General features: G+C 56.2%; 22 protein-coding genes. 13 read left to right on the plus strand and 9 right to left on the minus strand.

Translation table 11 applies throughout. The features are described 5' to 3' along the window. Positions 1–377 precede the first annotated feature (377 nt). From L463_RS17945 to etk, 7 genes are all read left to right on the plus strand, one after another. The gene (locus L463_RS17945) at positions 378–674 is read left to right on the plus strand and encodes a hypothetical protein (RefSeq protein ID WP_017383628.1); all 297 of its coding nucleotides are present in this window, start codon (positions 378–380) and stop codon (positions 672–674) included. A 115-nt stretch (positions 675–789) separates the two neighbouring features. After that, on the plus strand, positions 790–1,434 hold the full coding sequence (locus L463_RS17940; protein ID WP_023295702.1) for a YjbF family lipoprotein: 645 nt from the start codon (positions 790–792) through the stop codon (positions 1,432–1,434). Next, positions 1,431–2,168 (plus strand): capsule biosynthesis GfcC family protein, encoded by a 738-nt coding sequence (locus L463_RS17935; protein WP_023295703.1) that lies wholly within the window; start codon positions 1,431–1,433, stop codon positions 2,166–2,168. The genes L463_RS17940 and L463_RS17935 overlap by 4 nt, the downstream gene beginning before the upstream one ends. Beyond that, entirely contained in the window at positions 2,168–4,261 is a 2,094-nt protein-coding gene (locus L463_RS17930; protein ID WP_081752224.1) for a YjbH domain-containing protein, read from the plus strand. Before L463_RS17935 ends, L463_RS17930 begins: the two co-directional genes overlap by 1 nt. A 43-nt stretch (positions 4,262–4,304) precedes the next feature. After that, entirely contained in the window at positions 4,305–5,438 is a 1,134-nt protein-coding gene (locus L463_RS17925; protein WP_023295705.1) for a polysaccharide export protein, read from the plus strand. After that, positions 5,426–5,869, plus strand: a complete 444-nt coding sequence (locus L463_RS17920; RefSeq protein WP_023295706.1) for an arsenate reductase/protein-tyrosine-phosphatase family protein — start codon at positions 5,426–5,428, stop codon at positions 5,867–5,869. The genes L463_RS17925 and L463_RS17920 overlap by 13 nt, the downstream gene beginning before the upstream one ends. Positions 5,870–5,891: 22 nt before the next feature. Further along, entirely contained in the window at positions 5,892–8,069 is a 2,178-nt protein-coding gene (gene etk / locus L463_RS17915; protein WP_023302881.1) for a tyrosine-protein kinase, read from the plus strand. A 26-nt stretch (positions 8,070–8,095) separates the two neighbouring features. Here etk and L463_RS17910 read toward each other — a convergent pair whose 3' ends face one another. Next, the gene (locus L463_RS17910) at positions 8,096–8,713 is read right to left on the minus strand and encodes a trimeric intracellular cation channel family protein (protein ID WP_015570045.1); all 618 of its coding nucleotides are present in this window, start codon (positions 8,711–8,713) and stop codon (positions 8,096–8,098) included. A gap of 208 nt (positions 8,714–8,921) precedes the next feature. Next, positions 8,922–9,785, minus strand: coding sequence for a YicC/YloC family endoribonuclease (locus L463_RS17905; protein WP_032673086.1), 864 nt, complete (start codon positions 9,783–9,785; stop codon positions 8,922–8,924). Between the two features lie 125 nt (positions 9,786–9,910). On the opposite strand from L463_RS17905, the gene rph reads away from it, so the two are divergent. Then, positions 9,911–10,627 carry a ribonuclease PH gene (gene rph, locus L463_RS17900; protein ID WP_015570044.1) on the plus strand — a complete coding sequence of 239 codons (717 nt, stop codon included), beginning with the start codon at positions 9,911–9,913 and terminating at the stop codon, positions 10,625–10,627. Between the two features lie 66 nt (positions 10,628–10,693). Next, positions 10,694–11,335, plus strand: coding sequence for an orotate phosphoribosyltransferase (gene pyrE / locus L463_RS17895; RefSeq protein ID WP_023295709.1), 642 nt, complete (start codon positions 10,694–10,696; stop codon positions 11,333–11,335). 82 nt (positions 11,336–11,417) lie between these two features. Here pyrE and slmA read toward each other — a convergent pair whose 3' ends face one another. The 3 genes from slmA to coaBC form a co-directional block, all read right to left on the minus strand. After that, positions 11,418–12,014 (minus strand): nucleoid occlusion factor SlmA, encoded by a 597-nt coding sequence (gene slmA, locus L463_RS17890; protein WP_003860901.1) that lies wholly within the window; start codon positions 12,012–12,014, stop codon positions 11,418–11,420. 121 nt (positions 12,015–12,135) lie between these two features. Further along, complete coding sequence (gene dut, locus L463_RS17885; RefSeq protein WP_015570042.1) at positions 12,136–12,594, minus strand: dUTP diphosphatase; 459 nt, start codon at positions 12,592–12,594, stop codon at positions 12,136–12,138. Beyond that, positions 12,572–13,783, minus strand: a complete 1,212-nt coding sequence (coaBC, locus tag L463_RS17880) for a bifunctional phosphopantothenoylcysteine decarboxylase/phosphopantothenate--cysteine ligase CoaBC (protein WP_168728665.1) — start codon at positions 13,781–13,783, stop codon at positions 12,572–12,574. Before coaBC ends, dut begins: the two co-directional genes overlap by 23 nt. A 173-nt stretch (positions 13,784–13,956) precedes the next feature. Here coaBC and radC point away from each other — a divergent pair, with 173 nt between their 5' ends. From radC to mutM, 4 genes are all read left to right on the plus strand, one after another. After that, positions 13,957–14,622 carry a RadC family protein gene (radC, locus tag L463_RS17875; protein ID WP_006812419.1) on the plus strand — a complete coding sequence of 222 codons (666 nt, stop codon included), beginning with the start codon at positions 13,957–13,959 and terminating at the stop codon, positions 14,620–14,622. A gap of 217 nt (positions 14,623–14,839) precedes the next feature. Beyond that, positions 14,840–15,076: a 50S ribosomal protein L28 gene (gene rpmB / locus L463_RS17870; protein ID WP_002436699.1), complete on the plus strand. Its 237-nt coding sequence runs from the start codon at positions 14,840–14,842 to the stop codon at positions 15,074–15,076. A gap of 22 nt (positions 15,077–15,098) precedes the next feature. Then, a complete protein-coding gene (gene rpmG / locus L463_RS17865) occupies positions 15,099–15,266 on the plus strand; it encodes a 50S ribosomal protein L33 (RefSeq protein ID WP_003024094.1) in 168 nt (55 codons plus the stop codon). A gap of 72 nt (positions 15,267–15,338) precedes the next feature. Continuing rightward, entirely contained in the window at positions 15,339–16,148 is an 810-nt protein-coding gene (gene mutM, locus L463_RS17860) for a bifunctional DNA-formamidopyrimidine glycosylase/DNA-(apurinic or apyrimidinic site) lyase (protein WP_003860879.1), read from the plus strand. Between the two features lie 2 nt (positions 16,149–16,150). On the opposite strand, the gene coaD is transcribed toward mutM, so the two are convergent. The 4 genes from coaD to L463_RS17840 form a co-directional block, all read right to left on the minus strand. Beyond that, positions 16,151–16,630, minus strand: coding sequence for a pantetheine-phosphate adenylyltransferase (coaD, locus tag L463_RS17855; protein ID WP_015570040.1), 480 nt, complete (start codon positions 16,628–16,630; stop codon positions 16,151–16,153). 3 nt (positions 16,631–16,633) lie between these two features. Beyond that, positions 16,634–17,404, minus strand: a complete 771-nt coding sequence (locus L463_RS17850) for a glycosyltransferase family 2 protein (protein WP_015570039.1) — start codon at positions 17,402–17,404, stop codon at positions 16,634–16,636. Next, positions 17,404–18,678, minus strand: coding sequence for a lipid IV(A) 3-deoxy-D-manno-octulosonic acid transferase (gene waaA, locus L463_RS17845; protein WP_023295712.1), 1,275 nt, complete (start codon positions 18,676–18,678; stop codon positions 17,404–17,406). Before waaA ends, L463_RS17850 begins: the two co-directional genes overlap by 1 nt. A gap of 66 nt (positions 18,679–18,744) precedes the next feature. Beyond that, positions 18,745–19,734: a glycosyltransferase gene (locus L463_RS17840; protein ID WP_023302883.1), complete on the minus strand. Its 990-nt coding sequence runs from the start codon at positions 19,732–19,734 to the stop codon at positions 18,745–18,747. Positions 19,735–19,739 lie beyond the last annotated feature (5 nt).

Here is a 19,739-nt window from a genome sequence, read left to right on the forward strand (position 1 = left end):
AATATGTTGAGTGTTTTCTGGTTAACAATTAGTTATATTTATTCTGCCGGAAATCATTGCGTCAAATTATTATAAGAATTATCTTATCCAAAATTTTTAAGGTAGTTACCGCTGGGGTGCATTTCGCATCACTTCTGCGTTTTCCTTTCTTTTTGCGCCCCGTGAGGGGGTTAACTATCTGAACTCCAATTGAAGCAATTAAGGGTACCGAAATATATCCTGGCGGTTTATATGCGCTGGTGTTCAGAGCCCAGGGCTTTTACATGGATGATTTTCCGTCCCTGTCGGGCCGGAATTCAGCCCCGGGCTTTATGCCCGTTAACCGGGACCTGGTTTCCAGGTGCTCATATTTTCCTTCATTTGAATGAGGACCAAAAATGAAAAGGACGCTTTGTACAGTGCTGACAGCACTCACGCTGGCGACTGCCCTGCCTGCTATAGGCGCTACCACCGAAGCAGGTAGCACCAGCGCAGCAACAACCGGTACAACAACCGGAGCAACGGTGGGAACTACCGCTGGCACTACGGGGGGACTGGCGGCAGGCGCGATTGGGACAACCGCTGTTGTCACCACCGCTGCGATTGCCGGCGTAGCGACGTTAGCCGTTGTCGCGGCAAGCGACAGTGGCGATGACTCAGGCAATGGTACTTCCACGACGACAGTTACCCGCTAAGGCTGGTGCGCAAGGCGATATAGCCTTGCGCTGAACAGCGCAACGACTTGACCCGGTGGCGATATCAAAGCCGGGTATTTAATTGATTTCAATGTTATTTAATCAAGGATTTCTGGTGAGACTGTTTATTCTGCTCATCATGACTCTGCTGATCCAGGGATGTACGCCGAGCCAGCAGAGCATTATTGAGACCTTTAACGCCAGCCTGGACGGGCGCCAGGATGTGACGGTAACGGACGGGCAGATTCAGGTGCTCCCATACTCAACCATGTACCTGCGTCTGGATAATGGCCCGAGGATCCTGGTGGTTCTCGGATACATCGAGCAGGGAAACAGTAAGTGGTTATCGCAGGATAATGCGATGATCGTCACGCATAACGGTCGCCTTATCCACACGCTCAAGCTCCCTTATAACCTGCTTGAGGTAACCAACCTTGAGCACGATCCGCTGCGCCACACGCCGCAGCTCCGCGACGGCAGCCAGTGGTCGCGTGATGTGCGCTGGCAGGAAGAGGGGCGGTATCGCTCCGCACACCTGACCTCGCGCTTCTCCCTGAGCGGGACGGAAAACCTGACCCTTGCCGGAAACACGCTACGTTGTCAGGTCTGGCAGGAGACGGTGCAGGCCGACGGCCTCGATCGTCGCTGGCATAACACCTTCTGGATTGATTCCGCCACCGGCCAGGTACGCCAGAGCGAACAGATGCTCGGCGCGGGCGTATTCCCTGTCACCATGACGATGTTGAAGCCCGCCCCATGAACAGACTCAGAAAATGGTTACCTGGCGTAGGGCTATCTCTCTTCAGCCTGCCCGCCTTATGCGCAAGCGTCGTTACCGTGCATCAGCCGGGCAAAACGTGGTCTGCTGGACAGGCCGATACGCTCTCCCGGCTGGTCACCCAGCCGCAGCTGAACAACGTCTGGTGGCAGGGCGCTGTCATCGCAACCCCTTCCGCCACGCGGCGAGCGCAACAGACGCAACAGCAGGTGCTGGCGTCGCTTTCAGCCTGGCAGAATCGCGCCGATGACGAGCGGATCGCGACCATTCGCGCTGTCGCTACACAGACCCGCTCCCTGCGGATCGTCGGGCGGCAGTTTATCAGCCTCGATCCAGACGCCGTGCGTACCGACGCCCGCGGCGATCGTTCCCTTGAGGGCCGTTACGATCTGTGGGTCTCGCCTGCGCCCCGCACCGTCACGCTGATGGGGGCGGTCGCCACACCGGGGAAACTGGCCTGGCGTCCGGGCGCAAGCATCAGGGATTACTTACAGGGGCAGCTGCGGCTGGCTGGCGCCGACAGGAATAACGTGACCGTTATCGATCCTGACGGCAGTACGGTTGTTGCGCCGGTGGCGTACTGGAACGCACGCCATATTGAAGCAGAGCCGGGCGCTGTTCTGTGGGTGGGGTTTGATCCCCGGGCGGTGCCGGAAGATTTTACCGGTCTGAATGAGCAAATCGTTGCGCTCCTGACGCGGCGGATACCTGACTGATGAACAAACTTTTTTTACTGAGCGGCCTTGCTCTGGCGATCTCTTCTGCCTGCCACGCGGAACTGCGTACCTGGCCCGATCCGACCGGACCTTCACAGTCCGACTTTGGCGGCACCGGCCTGATGCAAATGCCCGACGCGCGCTTTGGTCGGGAAGGGGAATTCAGCGTCAACTACCGCGATAACGACCAGTATCGTTTTTACTCCTCTTCGGTCGTGCTCTTTCCGTGGCTGGAAGGGACGATTCGTTATACCGACGTCCGCACCCGCAAATACAGCAGCGACGAGGATTTCAGCGGCGATCAAAGCTACAAGGATAAGTCGTTCGATTTTAAGGTTCGTCTGTGGGAAGAGGACTATAGCCTGCCGCAGGTGGCGCTCGGCAAGCGCGATATTGCGGGCACCGGCCTGTTCGACGGTGAATATCTGGTTGCCAGTAAAATGGCCGGACCGGTCGATTTTACCTTTGGAATAGCCTGGGGATATCCCGGTAATAGCGACAACGTGGGTAACCCGCTGTGCCACGACAACAATAAGTATTGCACCCGCGGCGAATCACATGATGCCGGGGATATCAGCTTTAGCGATATGTTTCGTGGACCGGCGTCGCTGTTTGGCGGACTCCAGTATCAGACACCCTGGCAGCCCCTGCGCCTGAAGCTCGAGTATGACGGCAACAATTATGCCGATGATTTTGCCGGCTCCATTAAGCAGTCGAGCCATATTAACGTGGGGGCGGTCTATCGCGTTGCCGACTGGGCCGATCTCAACCTCAGCTACGAGCGCGGCAATACGCTGATGTTTGGCTTCACCCTGCGGACCAATTTTAACGATCTGCGCCCCGCGCTGCGTGATAACCCGAAACCGGCCTGGCAACCGGCACCGGCAGGCGAGACGCTGGACTATACCTCGGCGGCAAACCAGCTCACCGCGCTTAAGTACAACGCAGGCTTCGATGCTCCGGAGATCCTTCTGCACGGCAATACCTTATACATGACCGGCGAACAGTATCGCTATCGCGATCCGCGCGAAGCGGTGGATCGCGCCAACCGTATTCTGATCAATAACCTGCCCGACGGGGTCGACACGATCGCTATCACCCAGCAGCGTGACCATCTGCCGCTGGTCACGACGCAAAGCGATGTCACCAGCCTGCGCAAACAGCTGGCGGGACAGCCGCTCGGGCAGGAGGAGGCGCTCAGGCAGCAGCGCGTCGAGCCTGTGGATACCACAGCGTTCGGGCGCGGCTACCGTATTCGCGCCGATCGCTTCAGCTACAGCGTCAAACCGACGCTGGCGCAGTCGCTGGGCGGTCCGGAAGATTTCTATATGTTCCAGGTGGGGTTGATGGCCAGCGCCAGCTACTGGCTGACCGATCGTCTGCTGCTCGACGGCGGCGTGTTCGCCAACCTCTATAACAACTACGACAAGTTCAAATCCTCGCTGCTTCCCGCTGACTCCAGCCTGCCGCGCGTCAGAACCCATATTCGCGATTATGTCAGCAATGACTTCTACATCAAAAACTTACAGGCCAACTATGTCGATGCGCTGGGGCACGGCTTCTATGCCCAGATTTATGGCGGCTACCTCGAAACCATGTACGGCGGCGTGGGAGCAGAGGCGCTCTGGCGCCCGCTTGATAGCGACTGGGCGCTGGGCGTGGATGCGAACTACGTCAAGCAGCGCGACTGGGACGACATGATGCGCTTCACCGACTACAGCGCGCCAACCGGATTTATCACCGCCTACTGGAACCCGGCGAAGCTCAACAGTGTGTTGATGAAGCTGAGCGTCGGGCAGTACCTGGCGAAGGATAAAGGCGCCACCCTCGACGTCGCGAAGCGATTTGACAGCGGCGTGACGGTAGGCGTCTGGGCGGCGCTGACCAACGTCTCGAAAGAGGATTATGGCGAAGGTGGCTTTAGCAAAGGCTTCTACATCTCGATCCCGCTTGATCTGATGACGATCGGCCCAAATCGCAACCGGGCGGTGGTCTCGTGGACGCCTCTCACGCGTGATGGCGGCCAGACGTTAGGCCGTAAATATCAGCTCTATGACATGACGTCAGAACGCGAAACCCCGGTAGGGCAGTAGTACCGGATGAAACAGGCATTACTTAACCAGATGATTTTCCTGAATGAAAAACGTTAAATTTTCCGTGCTTGCGTTGGCTATGATGGCGTTAAGCGGTTGTACTATCGTACCGGGCCAGGGACTTCGCACCCAGGGCAAAGATATTATCGATCTGCCTGACAGCAATTACGATCTGAATAAGATGGTCAACGTCTATCCGCTCACGCCGGGGCTGGTGGAGCAGTTGCTGCCTGGCAAAGTCGACTCCCGCGCGAATCCTGAACTGGATCGCCAGCTTCAGAACTACCAATATCGCATCGGCGTCGGCGACGTGCTGATGGTTACCGTCTGGGACCACCCGGAGCTGACCACCCCCGCAGGTCAGTACCGTAGCGCCAGCGATACGGGCAACTGGGTGAATGCCGATGGCACGATCTTCTACCCCTATATCGGCAAAATCCGCGTCGTCGGCAAAACGCTGGCCCAGGTGCGCGATGAGATCGCCGCCCGGCTGGACTCGGTGATTGAGAGCCCGCAGGTGGATGTCAGCGTCGCGGCGTTCCGCTCGCAAAAAGCCTACGTGACGGGCGAAGTGGCTAAGTCGGGCCAGCAGCCCATCACTAACATTCCGCTGACCATAATGGATGCGATCAATGCGGCAGGCGGCCTGACGTCGGAGGCGGACTGGCGCCACGTGGTGCTGACCCATAACGGCCAGGACACGCACATTTCTCTCTACGCGCTGATGCAGCGCGGCGATCTCACCCAGAACAAACTCCTCTATCCGGGCGATATTCTCTTCATTCCCCGTAATGACGACCTGAAAGTGTTTGTCATGGGCGAGGTGGGTAAACAGAGCACCCTGAAGATGGACCGTAGCGGCATGACGCTGGCGGAAGCGCTGGGTAATGCGCAGGGCGTAAATCAGGATATGGCCGACGCCACAGGGATCTTTGTGATTCGTCCGTTGCAGGGCAAGCAGAACGGCAAAATCGCCAACGTCTACCAGCTTAACGCCCGGGATGCCACCGCGATGGTGTTGAGCACCGAATTTCAGCTTGAGCCTTACGACATCGTCTATGTCACCACCGCGCCGCTGGTGCGCTGGAACCGCGTGATCTCTCAGCTTGTGCCGACCATTACCGGCGTACATGACCTGACTGAAACAGGGAGATATATCAGAACATGGCCAAACTAACGTTTAACGCCATCCTGGTGATCTGTACCGGCAATATCTGCCGTTCTCCCATTGGGGAACGGCTGCTGCGCCGGCTGCTTCCCGCCGCCCGGGTCGATTCAGCGGGAATTTGTGGCCTGGAAGGGCGCACCGCCGATTCACAGGCGACAGAGATCGCCGCCGAACGCGGCACCCTGCTTGAGGGCCACGTGGCGCGCAGGCTCACCGCCGCCATGGTGCGCGACTACGATCTGATTCTGGCGATGGAGCTGGAACATATCGAGCAGGTCACGGCTATCGCACCGGAGGCGCGCGGCAAAATGATGCTCTTTGGTCACTGGACGGGCAGAAAAGAGATCCCGGACCCCTACCGTAAAAACCGGGACGCATTTGAATATGTTTATGGGCTGCTGGAGCAGGCCAGTCTGGAATGGGCGAAACGGCTCAGTTAATCACACGGGATAGTTACGTTTTATGTCAACAAATAACCTTCACGCCCATGATGCGTCTGCCGCGAATAACGAGATCGATCTGGTGCGCCTGTTGGGTGAGCTGCTCGACCATCGAAAATTTATTCTCATCCTTACCGCGCTGTTCACGCTGGCGGCACTGCTTTATGCGCTCTTTGCCACACCAGTTTATCAGGCCGATGCGCTGATACAGGTGGAACAGAAGCAGGGCAACGCGCTACTCAGTAACCTTAGCGAGTTCATCCCTGACTCCTCGCCTGAGTCGGCGCCGGAGCTTCAGCTTCTCCAGTCGCGCATGATCCTCGGTAAAACGATTGATGACCTGAACCTGCGCACGCAGGTAAGTGAAAACTATTTTCCCCTTGTCGGACGCGGCTGGGCGCGGCTCACCGGGCAACAGCCTGGCATCGTCGATATCCGTATGCTCAATCTTCCCCCTGTCGCGGGCCGGGCGCAAAAGCTGACGCTGACCGTCGGCGAGAAGGGCCACTATCAGCTGGAAGGCGATAACGTGACGTTACAGGGCGTCGTGGGACAGCCGCTGAGCGCGGCGAATATCGCCATTACCATTGCCGCTATCCAGGCGAAGCCGGGTACGCAATTTACGATTACACAGCTGAGCGAGCTGGAGGCCATTGACGCGCTACAGCTGCGTTTTTCCGTGAGCGAGCGCAGCAAGGACAGTGGGATGCTTGGCCTGACCATCACGGGGGAAGATCCCGATGAGATGGCGCGCGTGCTTAACTGCATCGCCGATAACTATTTACAACAGAACGTGGCTCGCCAGGCGGCGCAGGATGCGAAAAGCCTGCAATTTTTGAAGCAGCAGCTTCCGCAGGTGCGCAGCGAGCTGGACCAGGCCGAGGAGAAGCTCAACCGCTATCGCCAGCAAAATGACTCCGTTGACCTGAACCTGGAGGCAAAAGCGGTGCTGGAGCAGATTGTAAATGCGGACAATCAGCTCAATGAACTGACCTTCCGGGAAGCGGAAATTTCGCAGCTCTACAAAAAAGATCACCCCACCTACCGGGCGCTGATTGAGAAACGCCAGACGCTGGAGCAGGAAAAAAACCGCCTGAATAAACGGGTATCGTCCATGCCGTCGACCCAGCAGGAGGTGTTGCGCCTGAGCCGTGATGTGGAGTCGGGACGCGTTATCTACCAGCAGCTGCTTAACCGCGAACAGGAGCTGAGCATCGCCCGGTCGAGCGCAATTGGTAACGTCCGCATTATCGATCCGGCCGTGACCCGGCCGCAGCCAGTCAAGCCGAAAAAAGCGCTGGTCGTCGTTCTGGGGGTTCTCCTGGGTCTGTTCGTCTCTGTGGGCTGGATCCTGGCGCGCAGTATGCTGCGTATGGGCATTGAAACGCCGGAGCAGCTGGAGGAGCACGGGATTAACGTCTATGCCACCGTACCGCTGTCGGAATGGCTGGCTAAAAAGATGCGTTTGCGCAAAAAAGACTTTATGTCCTCAGGGCTGCGCCATAAGACCAAACATATCCCCTTCCTGGCGGCGGATAACCCGGTCGATCTCTCCGTGGAGGCGATTCGCGGCCTGCGCACCAGTCTGCATTTTGCGATGATGGAGTCAGCGAACAATATACTGATGATCTCTGGCGCCACGCCTGACAGCGGTAAAACCTTTGTCAGCAGTACCCTGGCGGCCGTCGTGGCGCAGGCGGGCCAGAAAGTGCTCTATATTGATGCGGATATGCGTCGCGGGTATGCCCATGATCTGTTTAAGCTCGACAATACCTGCGGCTTATCGGAGATGTTGTCCGGTAAGGCGGAGTATACCCAGGGCGTTCAGACCTTCGATAAAGGCGGGTTCGATACCATCGTGCGCGGGCAGATCCCCCCTAATCCGGCGGAGCTTCTGATGCATACGCGTTTCCAGCAGCTTCTGGACTGGGCGAATGAACGCTACGATCTGGTGATTATCGATACGCCACCGATCCTGGCGGTCACCGACGCGGCTGTTGTCGGCCGTCGCGCAGGCACCACGCTGCTGGTCGCCCGCTTCGGGATGAACAGCGTGAAGGAGATGCTGGTCTGTGTACAGCGTCTGGAGCAGAGTGGCGTCAATACCAAAGGGGTGATTCTCAACGGCGTCGTTAAGCGGGCAAGCAACGCTTACGGCTACGGCTATCATCACTACGGTTACAACTACTCGAGTAACTGATTATCCGGCGCCTGCCCGTTCTGACATTAATGCGCATTGTGTTTGTAATGAAAAACGGGCAGGCCCAGCTTAAGGCGCAATGCCAGCATACGCGCGGTGAAGCCAAACAGCAGGGTGGAGATAACCACCACATCGTGGCTGGTGACATAGTGCTGCAAGGCGACATAAAGCACTGCCGCGGCAAAGGAGATGCCGGCATACAGTTCCTTCTGGAAAACCAGCGGGATACGTTTGCAGAACATATCCCGCAGCACCCCGCCAAACACGCCCGTGATCACGGCAGCAATGGTGGCGATAACCGGGCCTTCACCCATATCGAGAGCGATTTGTGCGCCAATGATGGAAAAAACAATCAGCCCAAGCGCATCCAGCACCAGGAACACGCGGCGCAGATGAGGCATCACCGGGGCCACAATCGTGGTTAGCACGGCTGCCGTTGCCACGATAATGACGTACTCAGGGTTTTTGACCCAGCCGAGCGGATAATGGCCAAGCAGGATATCGCGCACGGACCCGCCGCCGAGCGCGGTGGCCGTGGCAATAATAATCACGCCGAAGGTGTCCATACGGCGACGTCCGGCAGCGAGCGCGCCGGTCATGGCTTCTGCGGTAATGCCAATAAGATAGAGAATGTGAAGCAGCATAAACCCTCCGGAATGAAGAGGAGGAGATTAGCGATTTGTGCGGAAGATCACGATTGAGATTTTCTAAGGCGAGGGGGTTTGCCCTACAGAAATTTATCAACGCATGCCTGGCGGGCTTGTGATAAGGCGGGAGGAAAAGAAAGTAAGGCTAAATAAGGATTAGAAAAAGTAATGGGTGGTGTGCGAGGCAACACCACCCTGAAAGGAATTACTCGATATTCTGGATCTGCTCGCGCATCTGCTCAATCAGGACCTTCAGCTCAATCGCTGAATTGGTTACCTCTGCATTGATAGACTTAGACGCCAGCGTGTTCGACTCGCGGTTGAACTCCTGCATCATAAAGTCGAGACGGCGGCCTACCGCTTCTTTCTTCTTCAGAATGTTGTAGGTCTCTTTAACGTGCGCTTCCAGACGATCCAGCTCTTCAGCCACGTCCACACGCTGCGCCATCAGCACCAGCTCTTGTTCCAGACGGTTGTTTTCTAGCTGAACTTCCGCCTCTTCCAGTTTGGCGACAAGACGCTCACGCTGCCATTGCAGCACTTCTGGCATATGAGCGCGCACTTTAGCGACTTCGGCGCTCACGCCTTCAAGGCGTTGCTCAATCATCGCTTTCAGCGCCTGGCCTTCGGTTTCGCGGGCAACGATAAAGTCGTCCAGCGTGCCGTCGAGTACAGCCAGGATTTCAGCGGTAATCGCGTCCAGATCCTGCTCTCCGGCGGCCATCACGCCAGGCCAGCGCAGAATATCAACCGGGTTGATCTCGCCTTCATCGCTTTGCATTTTGACCCAGTTCGCCGCATTAACCAGCTGTTTTGCCAGCTTTTCGTTCAGGATCAGTTCGCCCTGTGCGCTGGCATCGGGCTCAAAACGCAAATTACATTCCACTTTCCCGCGGGTCAGACGCGTACGGATACGCTCACGCACCACAGGCTCCAGGCTGCGGAACTGTTCCGGCATACGGAAATACGTTTCCAGATAGCGCTGGTTTACCGAGCGCATTTCCCAGGTAGCGCTACCCCAGCTACCCTTGATTTCACGCCGGGCGTAGGCGGTCATACTGCGGATCATAGACATTCCCGTTTTTAAAGGAGAGATGGGGGGATTATAGCTTTCAGGGGCTTCTCAGGATAGGAATAAGCGTCCTTTATCCGTATAATGCGCAGCCACATTCGTTTCAAGCCGGAGAATCCATCATGCGTCCAGCAGGTCGTAGCGCCAACCAGGTGCGTCCCGTCACCCTGACCCGTAACTATACAAAACACGCTGAAGGCTCCGTGCTGGTTGAGTTTGGTGACACCAAGGTGCTTTGCACCGCGTCCATTGAAGAGGGCGTGCCTCGCTTCCTGAAAGGTCAGGGCCAGGGGTGGATCACCGCCGAATACGGTATGTTGCCGCGCGCAACCCATACCCGTAATGCCCGTGAAGCGGCAAAAGGTAAGCAGGGCGGCCGTACTATGGAGATCCAGCGCCTGATCGCGCGTGCGCTCCGCGCCGCGGTTGACCTGAAAACGCTGGGTGAGTTCACCATCACGCTGGACTGCGACGTGATCCAGGCCGATGGTGGCACGCGTACGGCCTCTATTACCGGTGCCTGTGTGGCGCTGGCAGATGCCCTGAACAAGCTGGTTGCCGCCGGTAAGCTGAAAACCAACCCAATGAAAGGGATGGTTGCTGCTGTCTCCGTTGGTATCGTTAACGGCGAGGCGCTTTGCGATCTGGAATACGTTGAAGATTCTGCCGCAGAAACCGACATGAACGTGGTGATGACCGAAGATGGTCGCATCATTGAAGTGCAGGGTACGGCAGAAGGCGAGCCATTCACCCACGAAGAACTGCTCACCTTGCTGGCGTTGGCCCGAGGGGGAATCGAATCTATTGTAGCGACGCAGAAAGCGGCGTTAGAAAATTGATTTTAAGGCGACCAATGAGTCGCCTTTTTTTTGCCTGTAAGACTGAAAAGACAAAGGAGCAAATCCATGAAATCGTATCAGCGCCAGTTTATTGAGTTTGCGCTTAACAAGCAGGTACTTAAGTTTGGCGAGTTCACGCTGAAATCCGGGCGTAAAAGCCCGTATTTCTTCAACGCCGGACTGTTTAATACCGGGCGCGACCTGGCACTGTTAGGCCGCTTCTATGCCGAAGCGCTGGTGGATTCCGGGATTGATTTCGACCTGCTTTTTGGCCCCGCGTACAAAGGCATTCCAATCGCAACCACCACGGCGGTAGCGCTGGCGGAGCACCATGACCGCGACGTACCGTACTGCTTTAACCGTAAAGAGGCCAAAACCCACGGTGAAGGCGGCAATCTGGTAGGCAGTGCGTTGCAGGGGCGCGTGATGCTGGTGGATGACGTGATCACCGCAGGTACCGCGATCCGTGAATCGATGGAGATTATCCAGGTTAACGGCGCAACGCTTGCGGGTGTGCTGATTTCGCTCGATCGTCAGGAGCGCGGGCGCGGCGACATCTCTGCTATTCAGGAAGTGGAGCGCGATTATGGCTGCAAGGTCACGTCGATTATCACGCTGAAAGACCTGATTGCGTATCTGGAAGAGAAGCCTGAGATGGCTGATCATCTGGCGGCGGTGCGTCAATACCGCGAAGAGTTTGGCGTATAATTCAATTGCCCGGTGGCGCTACGCTTACCGGGCCTACCCGTTCGTAGGCCGGATAAGGCGAAGCCGCCATCCGGCGATGGCGTTACTGTAACTGAGCAGCCACTAACGGCCAGCGGGCGTCAAAATCGTCCGTTGGTCGATATTTAAACTCGCTGCGCACAAACCGGGAGAGCATCCCTTCGCAAAATGCCAGGATCTGGCTTGCCAGCAGGGTTTCATCCGTATTATATCCCTCGCCCTCCCGCATTTTCTTCTCGCGCAGAACCTGACGAAGCTGGGCTTCGATACGCTCAAAAAGCTGGTTTATACGGCCTTGCAGACGATCCTGTTCAAACATCAGCGCGTGGCCGGTCAGAATACGGGTCAGACCCGGGTTACGTTCACCAAAGCCCAGAATCAGCAGCACAATCAGACGCAGACGCGTGCTGGTGTCTTTTTCATCCTTCAGAATCAGGTTGATGCGCGTGATCAGGCTGTCTTCGATAAACTCGATCAGGCTGTCAAACATCCGGGTTTTGCTCGGGAAATGACGATACAGCGCCGCCTCTGACACGCCCACAGAGGCCGCCAGTTTTGCGGTGGTGATGCGTTGACTGCCGTCGCTGGATTCAAGCATCAGAGCCAGAGATTGAAGTATTTCTTCGCGACGATTCCTTTTCGCGGTTTGTTTTTCTGCCATGTTACAAAATACCCCTGAAAATAAGCACTTGTCAGGCTGGCAACCACACAGCGACCCGCAAACTGACGTTTGCGGTTTGTTATTGCATTATGGCGCTGTGAGATGCGTGTTTGTCGGGCAGTTATTTGCGCCCGGAATGGCCGAAGCCGCCTTCGCCACGGTCGGTTGCGTCGAAGTCTGCCACCAGATTAAATTCTGCCTGCACCACCGGTACAAACACCATCTGCGCGATACGCTCGCCCGGCTCAATGGTGAAGCTGTCCTGGCCACGGTTCCAGACGGATACCATCAGCTGACCCTGATAGTCAGAATCGATCAGGCCGACCAGGTTACCCAGCACGACGCCATGCTTATGGCCCAGGCCAGAGCGCGGCAGGATCACCGCTGCCAGTGACGGGTCAGCAATGTGAATCGCCAGCCCGGTCGGGATCAGGGTCGTTGCACCTGGCGCCAGTTCTACGGCGTCATCGAGACAGGCGCGCAGGTCAAGACCGGCAGAGCCGGAGGTGGCATACGTTGGCAGCGGAAATTGCTCACCAACGCGCGGGTCCAGAATCTTAACGTCGATTTTTTTCATCATAACGGGTAACGATCTCGTCCAGTAAGTGTTGGCCCAGGAGTTCTTTGCGCTCAAGCGGTAAGACTTTATCTCCATCCTGCCAGAAAAGGTGCAATGCGTTGCTGTCGCTGTTAAATCCTTGCGTGGACAGCGATACGTCGTTCGCGCAAATCAAATCGAGGTTTTTGCGGGTACGTTTTTGCCGGGCATATTCTTCCACATTATTCGTTTCTGCGGCAAACCCAACAACGTAAGGTCGATGAGTTTTCAATGCGGCGACACCGGCAACGATATCCGGGTTCTTCACCATTTTTATTGTTAATTCATCACCTTGCTTTTTAATTTTAGCGTCGGCAATGGTTTCGGCGCGGTAATCAGCGACGGCCGCACAGCCGATAAAAATATGCTGCTGTTGAGCATGTGCCTGTACGGCGGCTTCCATTTCCAGCGCGGTCGTTACATCAATACGCTGCACAAACGCAGGGGTGGTAAGCGACACCGGGCCGCTCACTAGCGTGACGTTCGCGCCGCGTTTGGCTGCCGCGGCAGCAATCGCAAAGCCCATTTTGCCGGAGCTGTGGTTGGTGATGTAACGCACCGGATCCAGCGGCTCGCGCGTGGGGCCCGCGGTAATCATGATGTTGAGATGTTGCAGATCGTTGACAGGCGAGAAATGGGCGGCGGCCATATCAACAATCGTCAATGGGTCGAGCATACGCCCTGGCCCAACGTCGCCGCAGGCCTGGCTGCCACTGTCCGGTCCCCAAATCAGCAGGCCGCGCGAGGCCAGCGTGTCCAGATTATGCTGGGTAGCGGCGTTGCGGTACATCTGCTGGTTCATTGCGGGCACAACCGCGACGGGCGCAGGCGTTGCGAGGCAAATGGTCGTTACCAGATCGTTCGCCATACCGGCTGCCACGCGGGCAATTAAATCTGCCGTGGCGGGGGCAAGGATAACCAGATCGGCCCATTTCCCCAGCTCAATGTGGCCCATTGCGGCTTCGGCCGCCGGGTCGAGCAGGCTGTCGGATACCGGGTATCCCGAGACGGCTTGCAGGCTCAGGGGGGTGATAAAGGCTTTGCCGCCTTCGGTGATCGCGACCCGTACGTCGGCCCCGCGCTCGCGCAAACGGCGCACCAGGTCTGGCGTTTTATAGGCAGCAATACCGCCGCTGACGCCAAGAACGATTTTTTTACCGGCCAGGCTCATCATGATTCTTTCCTGTTGGGTTTCACCAGAGAGCGGGCATTTTATCACAATCCCTAAAACGGGGTGATGATGTCCTTAATTCACTTTGCGAGGCGTTACGCAAGAACGAAATGCCAGCGTCGAACCCCGAATTTGCCTGTGGCAGCATAATGGCAAACAGAAGGAGGCCGGGCATGGAAGAGACTGAACTGCTGCTACCGCGTGAAAAAATGCTGCGTCATGGCGTCACGTTGTTAAAGGACGACGAGCTGCTGGCGCTCTTTTTACGCACAGGCACGCCGGGGAAAACGGTATTTACGCTGGCGAAAGAACTGATAGACCATTTCGGTTCACTGTATGGATTGCTGACCGCTGAGCTGGAGGCGTTTACGCACGTTGAGGGCATTGGCGTGGCGAAATATGCCCAGTTACGGGGCATTGCCGAGCTGGCCCGGCGATTTTACAACGTGCGTATGGAGGAAGAAGACCCGATCCTCACCCCCGACATGACCCGCGAATTTCTGCAAAGCCAGCTCTCCGATCTGGAGCGGGAGATCTTTATGGTGATCTTTCTCGACAACAAAAACCGGGTACTGAAACATACCCGCCTTTTTTCGGGAACATTGAGTCACGTTGAGGTGCATCCGCGTGAAATTGTGCGGGAAGCGATAAAAGTGAATGCAGCCGGCGTGATCCTCGCGCATAATCACCCCTCTGGCTGTGCAGAACCAAGCAGAGCTGACAAAGCAATTACCGAACGTATTATCAAATGCTGTCAATTCATGGACATTCGTGTGCTGGACCATCTGATAATTGGCCGCGGAGAGTACATTTCTTTTGCCGAACGTGGCTGGATTTAGGCCTTTTCTCGCGATCCATCGGGATCTTTGTCTGTTCGGGACTTGAGCACACCGCCGAGTCAGCGTATACTACGCCACCTTTGAGAATCTCGGGTTTGGCATTTGGGCCTGGCAATCGAGAGTTCAATAGAACTATGCGATGACCGGGCTGTAAAGCCTGACGAGGCGCCGATACCCCATACGAAGCTCGAGCTAATTTGATTTTTGGAGAATAGACATGTCCCGAGTCTGCCAAGTTACTGGCAAGCGTCCGGTGACCGGTAACAACCGTTCCCACGCACTGAACGCGACTAAACGCCGTTTCCTGCCGAACCTGCACTCTCACCGTTTCTGGGTTGAGAGCGAGAAGCGTTTTGTCACCCTGCGCGTATCTGCTAAAGGTATGCGTGTAATCGATAAGAAAGGCATCGATACAGTTCTGTCCGAACTGCGTGCCCGTGGCGAAAAGTACTAAGTACTTAAAGAGGAAATAAATCATGGCTAAAGGTATTCGCGAGAAAATCAAGCTGGTTTCTTCTGCTGGTACAGGTCACTTCTACACCACCACGAAGAACAAACGTACTAAGCCGGAAAAACTGGAACTGAAAAAATTCGATCCAGTTGTACGCCAGCACGTACTGTACAAAGAAGCTAAAATCAAATAATTTTAGTCTCCTTGTATTGAAAAACCCCGCAACTGCGGGGTTTTTTGCATTCTGCATCTCAACGGAGGAACCATGCCTGAATTACCAGAGGTAGAGACCAGCCGCCGCGGCATTGAGCCCCATCTGGTTGGCGCGACTATTCTTCATGCTGTCGTTCGCAACGGGCGTCTGCGCTGGCCGGTGTCCGATGAGATCCACGCGTTAAGCGACAAACCCGTCCTGAGCGTGCAGCGCCGCGCGAAATACCTGCTGCTGGAGCTGCCTGACGGCTGGATCATTATCCATCTGGGCATGTCGGGAAGCTTGCGCATCCTCACCGAAGAGTTGCCTGCGGAAAAGCACGACCACGTTGATCTGGTGATGAGTAACGGCAAAGTGCTGCGTTACACCGACCCGCGTCGCTTTGGCGCATGGCTGTGGACCAAAGAGCTGGAAGGACACAACGTGCTGGCGCATCTCGGACCTGAGCCGCTGTCAGAGGCGTTTAACGCGGATTATCTCAAAGAGAAGTGCGCGAAAAAGAAAACCCCGATTAAACCCTGGCTGATGGATAACAAGCTGGTGGTGGGCGTGGGAAATATCTATGCCAGCGAATCGTTGTTTGCCGCCGGGATCCATCCCGATCGGCTGGCCTCCTCGCTGTCGGCGCAGGAGTGCGAGCTGCTGGTCAGAGTAATTAAAGCGGTACTGCTGCGCTCAATTGAGCAGGGCGGGACGACGCTGAAGGATTTCCTGCAAAGCGACGGGAAGCCGGGCTATTTTGCGCAGGAGTTGCAGGTTTATGGCCGTAAGGGTGAGCCGTGCAGAGCCTGCGGGACGCCGATTATTGCCACGAAGCACGCTCAGCGCGCCACGTTTTACTGCCGTCAGTGCCAGAAGTAGGGTTACTTTAGCTTTTCCATCAACGCCTGGTGGACGTTAACCGGCAGGAAGTGGGTAACGTCCCCGTGATGGCGCGCCACCTCTTTCACCAGTGAGGAAGAGATGAAGGACCACTCTTTGGAGGGCATCAGGAATACGCTCTCCAGCTCCGGCATCAGATGGCGGTTCATGTGTGCCAGCTGCATCTCATATTCGAAGTCTGCTACCGCGCGAAGACCGCGGATCAGGATATTGGCCTGCCGGTCACGGGCAAAGTTTGCCATCAAGTCGCTGAATCCGACGACCTCAACATTCGACAGATGCGAAATCGCATCGGTGGCAAGCTGCACGCGTTCGTTCAGGTCGAACATCGGCTTTTTGCTCGGGCTGGCGGCAATGGCCAGAATCACCTTGTCGAACATACACGCCGCACGGGTGATGATATCAAGATGACCGTTAGTGATCGGATCGAAGGTACCCGGATAAATCGCTTTTGTGCTCATGGCTCACGTTTTCTCTGAGTAGCCGCGGTTCAGCGCCCACAGCTCGGTGTATTTGTTGAAAGTATACTGGGCATTCACTACGGCCAGTAACCAGCCTTGTTTGCCGTCCAGCACGCCGCCACGCAGCAGCAGCGTTTTCAGAAACGCGCCCAGCGTGTGGGTGAAGATGCCGGTCAGCGTGGCCTTCTTGCCGCGCGTATGCCGCTCCTGCGCCCAGGCGGTGGCATAGTTCAGCTGTTTCCGCTGGAAGCTGGCGAAATCGCGGCAGGTCAGATGAAGCAGATCGCCCGTCAGAGGGATGACCTGAGCGCTATCGCAGGCCAGAGATTCATGGACCAGGTTGTCGTTGTACTGATAACGCTCGCGCGCATAGAGGCGCATCACGCGGTCGGGGTACCAGCCGCTGTGGCGCATAAAGCGGCCCAGGAAATAGTTACGACGCGCGATACTGTAGACCGCGCCGGGCTGTGGCGCGGCAAGCACCGTTTGAATGGCCTGTCGGAGTTCCGGGGTGACGCGCTCATCGGTATCGATCATCAACACGTAATCGCCCGTGGCGTAACCCTGCGCACGCTGGCGCTGAATACCGTAGCCCTGCCAGTCGGTGTCGGTAAAGACTTTTGCCCCGGCTGCACGGGCAACGTCCGCCGTGTTGTCCGTACTTCCGGAGTCGAGAATGACGATTTCGTCAGCCCAGGCAACAGAGGCCAGGCAATCCGGAAGCAGGTCGGCGGCGTTTTTGGCGATCATCACGACCGACAGACGCGTTGACATTAGTGGCTCCGCTGCGGCAGGTAAGGTTGCAGAAGTTGCAGCAGACGGGTCAGTGCGCCCTGGTTCTGATGCAGGACTTCAACGGCGTGACGACCGTACCACAGGCGGTAATCTTCGTCAGTCAGAAGGGTAGAGACCTCTTTGACCACCGAATCCGCGTCGGTCACGGTGATTAAGCCATCGGCTTGCTGCAATTTCGCGCAGATATCTTTGAAGTTAAACGTGTGTGGCCCCATCAGTACGGGGATGGCGTGGGCTGCTGGCTCCAGCGGGTTATGACCACCGCGCTCCACCAGGCTTCCGCCAACGAATGCAAGATCGGCGATCCCGTACAGCAGCATCAGTTCGCCCATCGTATCGCCAATCACCACCTGCGTGCTGCCAGAGGGGATTTCGCCGCTGCTGCGCAGGGTGAAGCTGAAACCGCCTTTTTGCACCATCTCGCGGGCATCTTTAAAACGCTCAGGATGGCGAGGAACCAGAATCAGCAGTAAATCAGGGAATTTTTCCAGCAGCTGGCGGTGAGCCTGAAGAATAATGGCTTCTTCGCCATCATGGGTGCTGGTGGCAATCCAGACCTGGCGACGCGGCGCCCACTGACGACGCAGCGTTACCGCACGGGCGGCGAGTTCAGGGGTGACGGAAATATCGAACTTCAGGCTACCCGTGACCGCAAGCTGGTTGCGCTTCAGGCCGAGGGCGATAAAGCGCGAGGCATCTTCTTCGTTCTGCGCGGCGATCAGCGTGATTTTGCTGAGCAGGCGACGCATAAATTTACCCAGCTTGCCATACCCTTTCGCCGAGCGTTCCGACAGACGCGCGTTGGCGATAACCAAAGGAATTTTACGGGCATGCAGGGCGGAAATCATATTCGGCCACAGTTCGGTTTCCATGACGATCACCAGTTTAGGGCGCACGGTATTCAGGAAACGGTTCATGGCGCAGGGGAGATCGTACGGCAGGTAGACGTGATGCACGTCTTTACCGAAGGCAGACATCACGCGCTCTGAGCCGGTTGGCGTCATCGTGGTGACGGTGATGGGCAGTGACGGATAACGGTGGCGCAGGGCACGCACCAGTGGAATGGCGGCCAGCGTTTCCCCGACTGACACGGAATGCAGCAGAATACCGTCCGGCGCCACTTTATTGCGGCAGTAGCCATAACGTTCGGCCCAGCGTTTACGGTACGCAGGCGCTTTACGGCTACGAAGCAACAGTCGCAGCCACACCAGTGGCTGAATGATGTAGAGCAGGGCGGTATACAACAATTCCAAGCGATTATCCGTTTTTTTAGTTTCGGCCGGGAAATTCTAAGCATTTAAGCGTGCTAAAGCTATCTCTTATGCCAGATACCGTTTTAAACGGAAGTAGCGCCGGCCCAGGCGCCAGCGCAAACGCGGGCTTTTGGCACTTTTCCAGATGAGCTTCCAGATCCCGGTGTCGAAGAACTCTTTGATTATCATTGATTTCTTCGCCTCATCCTTCATGTTGTCGAAGGTATGAATAATTCCCAGACCCTCTTTAGCGATTTGCCAGTAACAGGCCGGGATATTTTTCACTTTATCCGGGTAGCGCTGGTTAATGGCATCAAGCATCTTCAGGATCTTCATATAATGGCGCGCAGAGCGAATCAGCGTGTCGTCATTATCCGGGGTGTGCGATACCGAGGCGGAGTGAATGTAGTAGTCGTAAAAGCGTTCGCTGGTGTACTGAACGCGTTCCGCGGCAAGCAGCACCTCAGTCGTCCACGGGATATCCTGATGGCGCAGGCCTGGCTCGAAACGGAAGCCGTGCTGACGAATAAAATCGTGACGATAGATATTCAGCCAGGTCACATGCAGGAACTTACGTGAATCCAGCGCCTTTTTTAACCATGCCGCGCCATTCATGACGCCCGTTGAGGCGAGCTTATCTTCAGGGAAGATAGGGCGAGACGGTTTTTTGTTATTTTCCCAGACGTAGTTGCCATTGCAGGTGGCGACATCCAGGTTCTGCGTGACGGCCATATCCAGCAGACGCTGGTACATGCCGGGTTTGAAGACATCATCAATATCCGGGAAAGAGAGATACTGCCCGGTCGCAACGGCCAGGCCAGTATTACGCGCGATGGACACGCCCTGATTAGGTTGTTCAATAACCTGCATCTTTGGCAGCTTTTCGCGCCATTTTTCGACAATCTGCATCGAGCGGTCAGTGGAACCGTCATTCACGATGATGACTTCCATACTGTCGATGTGTTGATTTACAAGGCAGGTAAAGAACTGATCGAGAAAAGCTTCACCGTTATAAACGGCCACCACCACGCTTAATAAAGGCGCTGAATTTTGCATATGAA

The organism is Enterobacter sp. BIDMC 27 (assembly GCF_000534415.1).
In the GTDB taxonomy this organism is placed as follows: domain Bacteria; phylum Pseudomonadota; class Gammaproteobacteria; order Enterobacterales; family Enterobacteriaceae; genus Enterobacter; species Enterobacter hormaechei_C.

Bases quoted from the DNA above. Each gene is read 5' to 3' on its own strand.
- L463_RS17930 (WP_081752224.1), top strand. From the start codon at position 2,168: ATGAACAAACTTTTTTTACTGAGCGGCCTTGCTCTGGCGATCTCTTCT.
- rph (WP_015570044.1), top strand. From the start codon at position 9,911: ATGCGTCCAGCAGGTCGTAGCGCCAACCAGGTGCGTCCCGTCACCCTG.
- mutM (WP_003860879.1), top strand. From the start codon at position 15,339: ATGCCTGAATTACCAGAGGTAGAGACCAGCCGCCGCGGCATTGAGCCC.
- slmA (WP_003860901.1), bottom strand. From the start codon at position 12,014: ATGGCAGAAAAACAAACCGCGAAAAGGAATCGTCGCGAAGAAATACTT.
- radC (WP_006812419.1), top strand. From the start codon at position 13,957: ATGGAAGAGACTGAACTGCTGCTACCGCGTGAAAAAATGCTGCGTCAT.
- rpmB (WP_002436699.1), top strand. From the start codon at position 14,840: ATGTCCCGAGTCTGCCAAGTTACTGGCAAGCGTCCGGTGACCGGTAAC.
- L463_RS17945 (WP_017383628.1), top strand. From the start codon at position 378: ATGAAAAGGACGCTTTGTACAGTGCTGACAGCACTCACGCTGGCGACT.
- dut (WP_015570042.1), bottom strand. From the start codon at position 12,594: ATGATGAAAAAAATCGACGTTAAGATTCTGGACCCGCGCGTTGGTGAG.
- coaBC (WP_168728665.1), bottom strand. From the start codon at position 13,783: ATGAGCCTGGCCGGTAAAAAAATCGTTCTTGGCGTCAGCGGCGGTATT.
- etk (WP_023302881.1), top strand. From the start codon at position 5,892: ATGTCAACAAATAACCTTCACGCCCATGATGCGTCTGCCGCGAATAAC.
- L463_RS17850 (WP_015570039.1), bottom strand. From the start codon at position 17,404: ATGTCAACGCGTCTGTCGGTCGTGATGATCGCCAAAAACGCCGCCGAC.
- L463_RS17935 (WP_023295703.1), top strand. From the start codon at position 1,431: ATGAACAGACTCAGAAAATGGTTACCTGGCGTAGGGCTATCTCTCTTC.
- L463_RS17840 (WP_023302883.1), bottom strand. From the start codon at position 19,734: ATGCAAAATTCAGCGCCTTTATTAAGCGTGGTGGTGGCCGTTTATAAC.
- L463_RS17905 (WP_032673086.1), bottom strand. From the start codon at position 9,785: ATGATCCGCAGTATGACCGCCTACGCCCGGCGTGAAATCAAGGGTAGC.
- L463_RS17910 (WP_015570045.1), bottom strand. From the start codon at position 8,713: ATGCTGCTTCACATTCTCTATCTTATTGGCATTACCGCAGAAGCCATG.
- L463_RS17920 (WP_023295706.1), top strand. From the start codon at position 5,426: ATGGCCAAACTAACGTTTAACGCCATCCTGGTGATCTGTACCGGCAAT.
- pyrE (WP_023295709.1), top strand. From the start codon at position 10,694: ATGAAATCGTATCAGCGCCAGTTTATTGAGTTTGCGCTTAACAAGCAG.
- rpmG (WP_003024094.1), top strand. From the start codon at position 15,099: ATGGCTAAAGGTATTCGCGAGAAAATCAAGCTGGTTTCTTCTGCTGGT.
- coaD (WP_015570040.1), bottom strand. From the start codon at position 16,630: ATGAGCACAAAAGCGATTTATCCGGGTACCTTCGATCCGATCACTAAC.
- L463_RS17925 (WP_023295705.1), top strand. From the start codon at position 4,305: ATGAAAAACGTTAAATTTTCCGTGCTTGCGTTGGCTATGATGGCGTTA.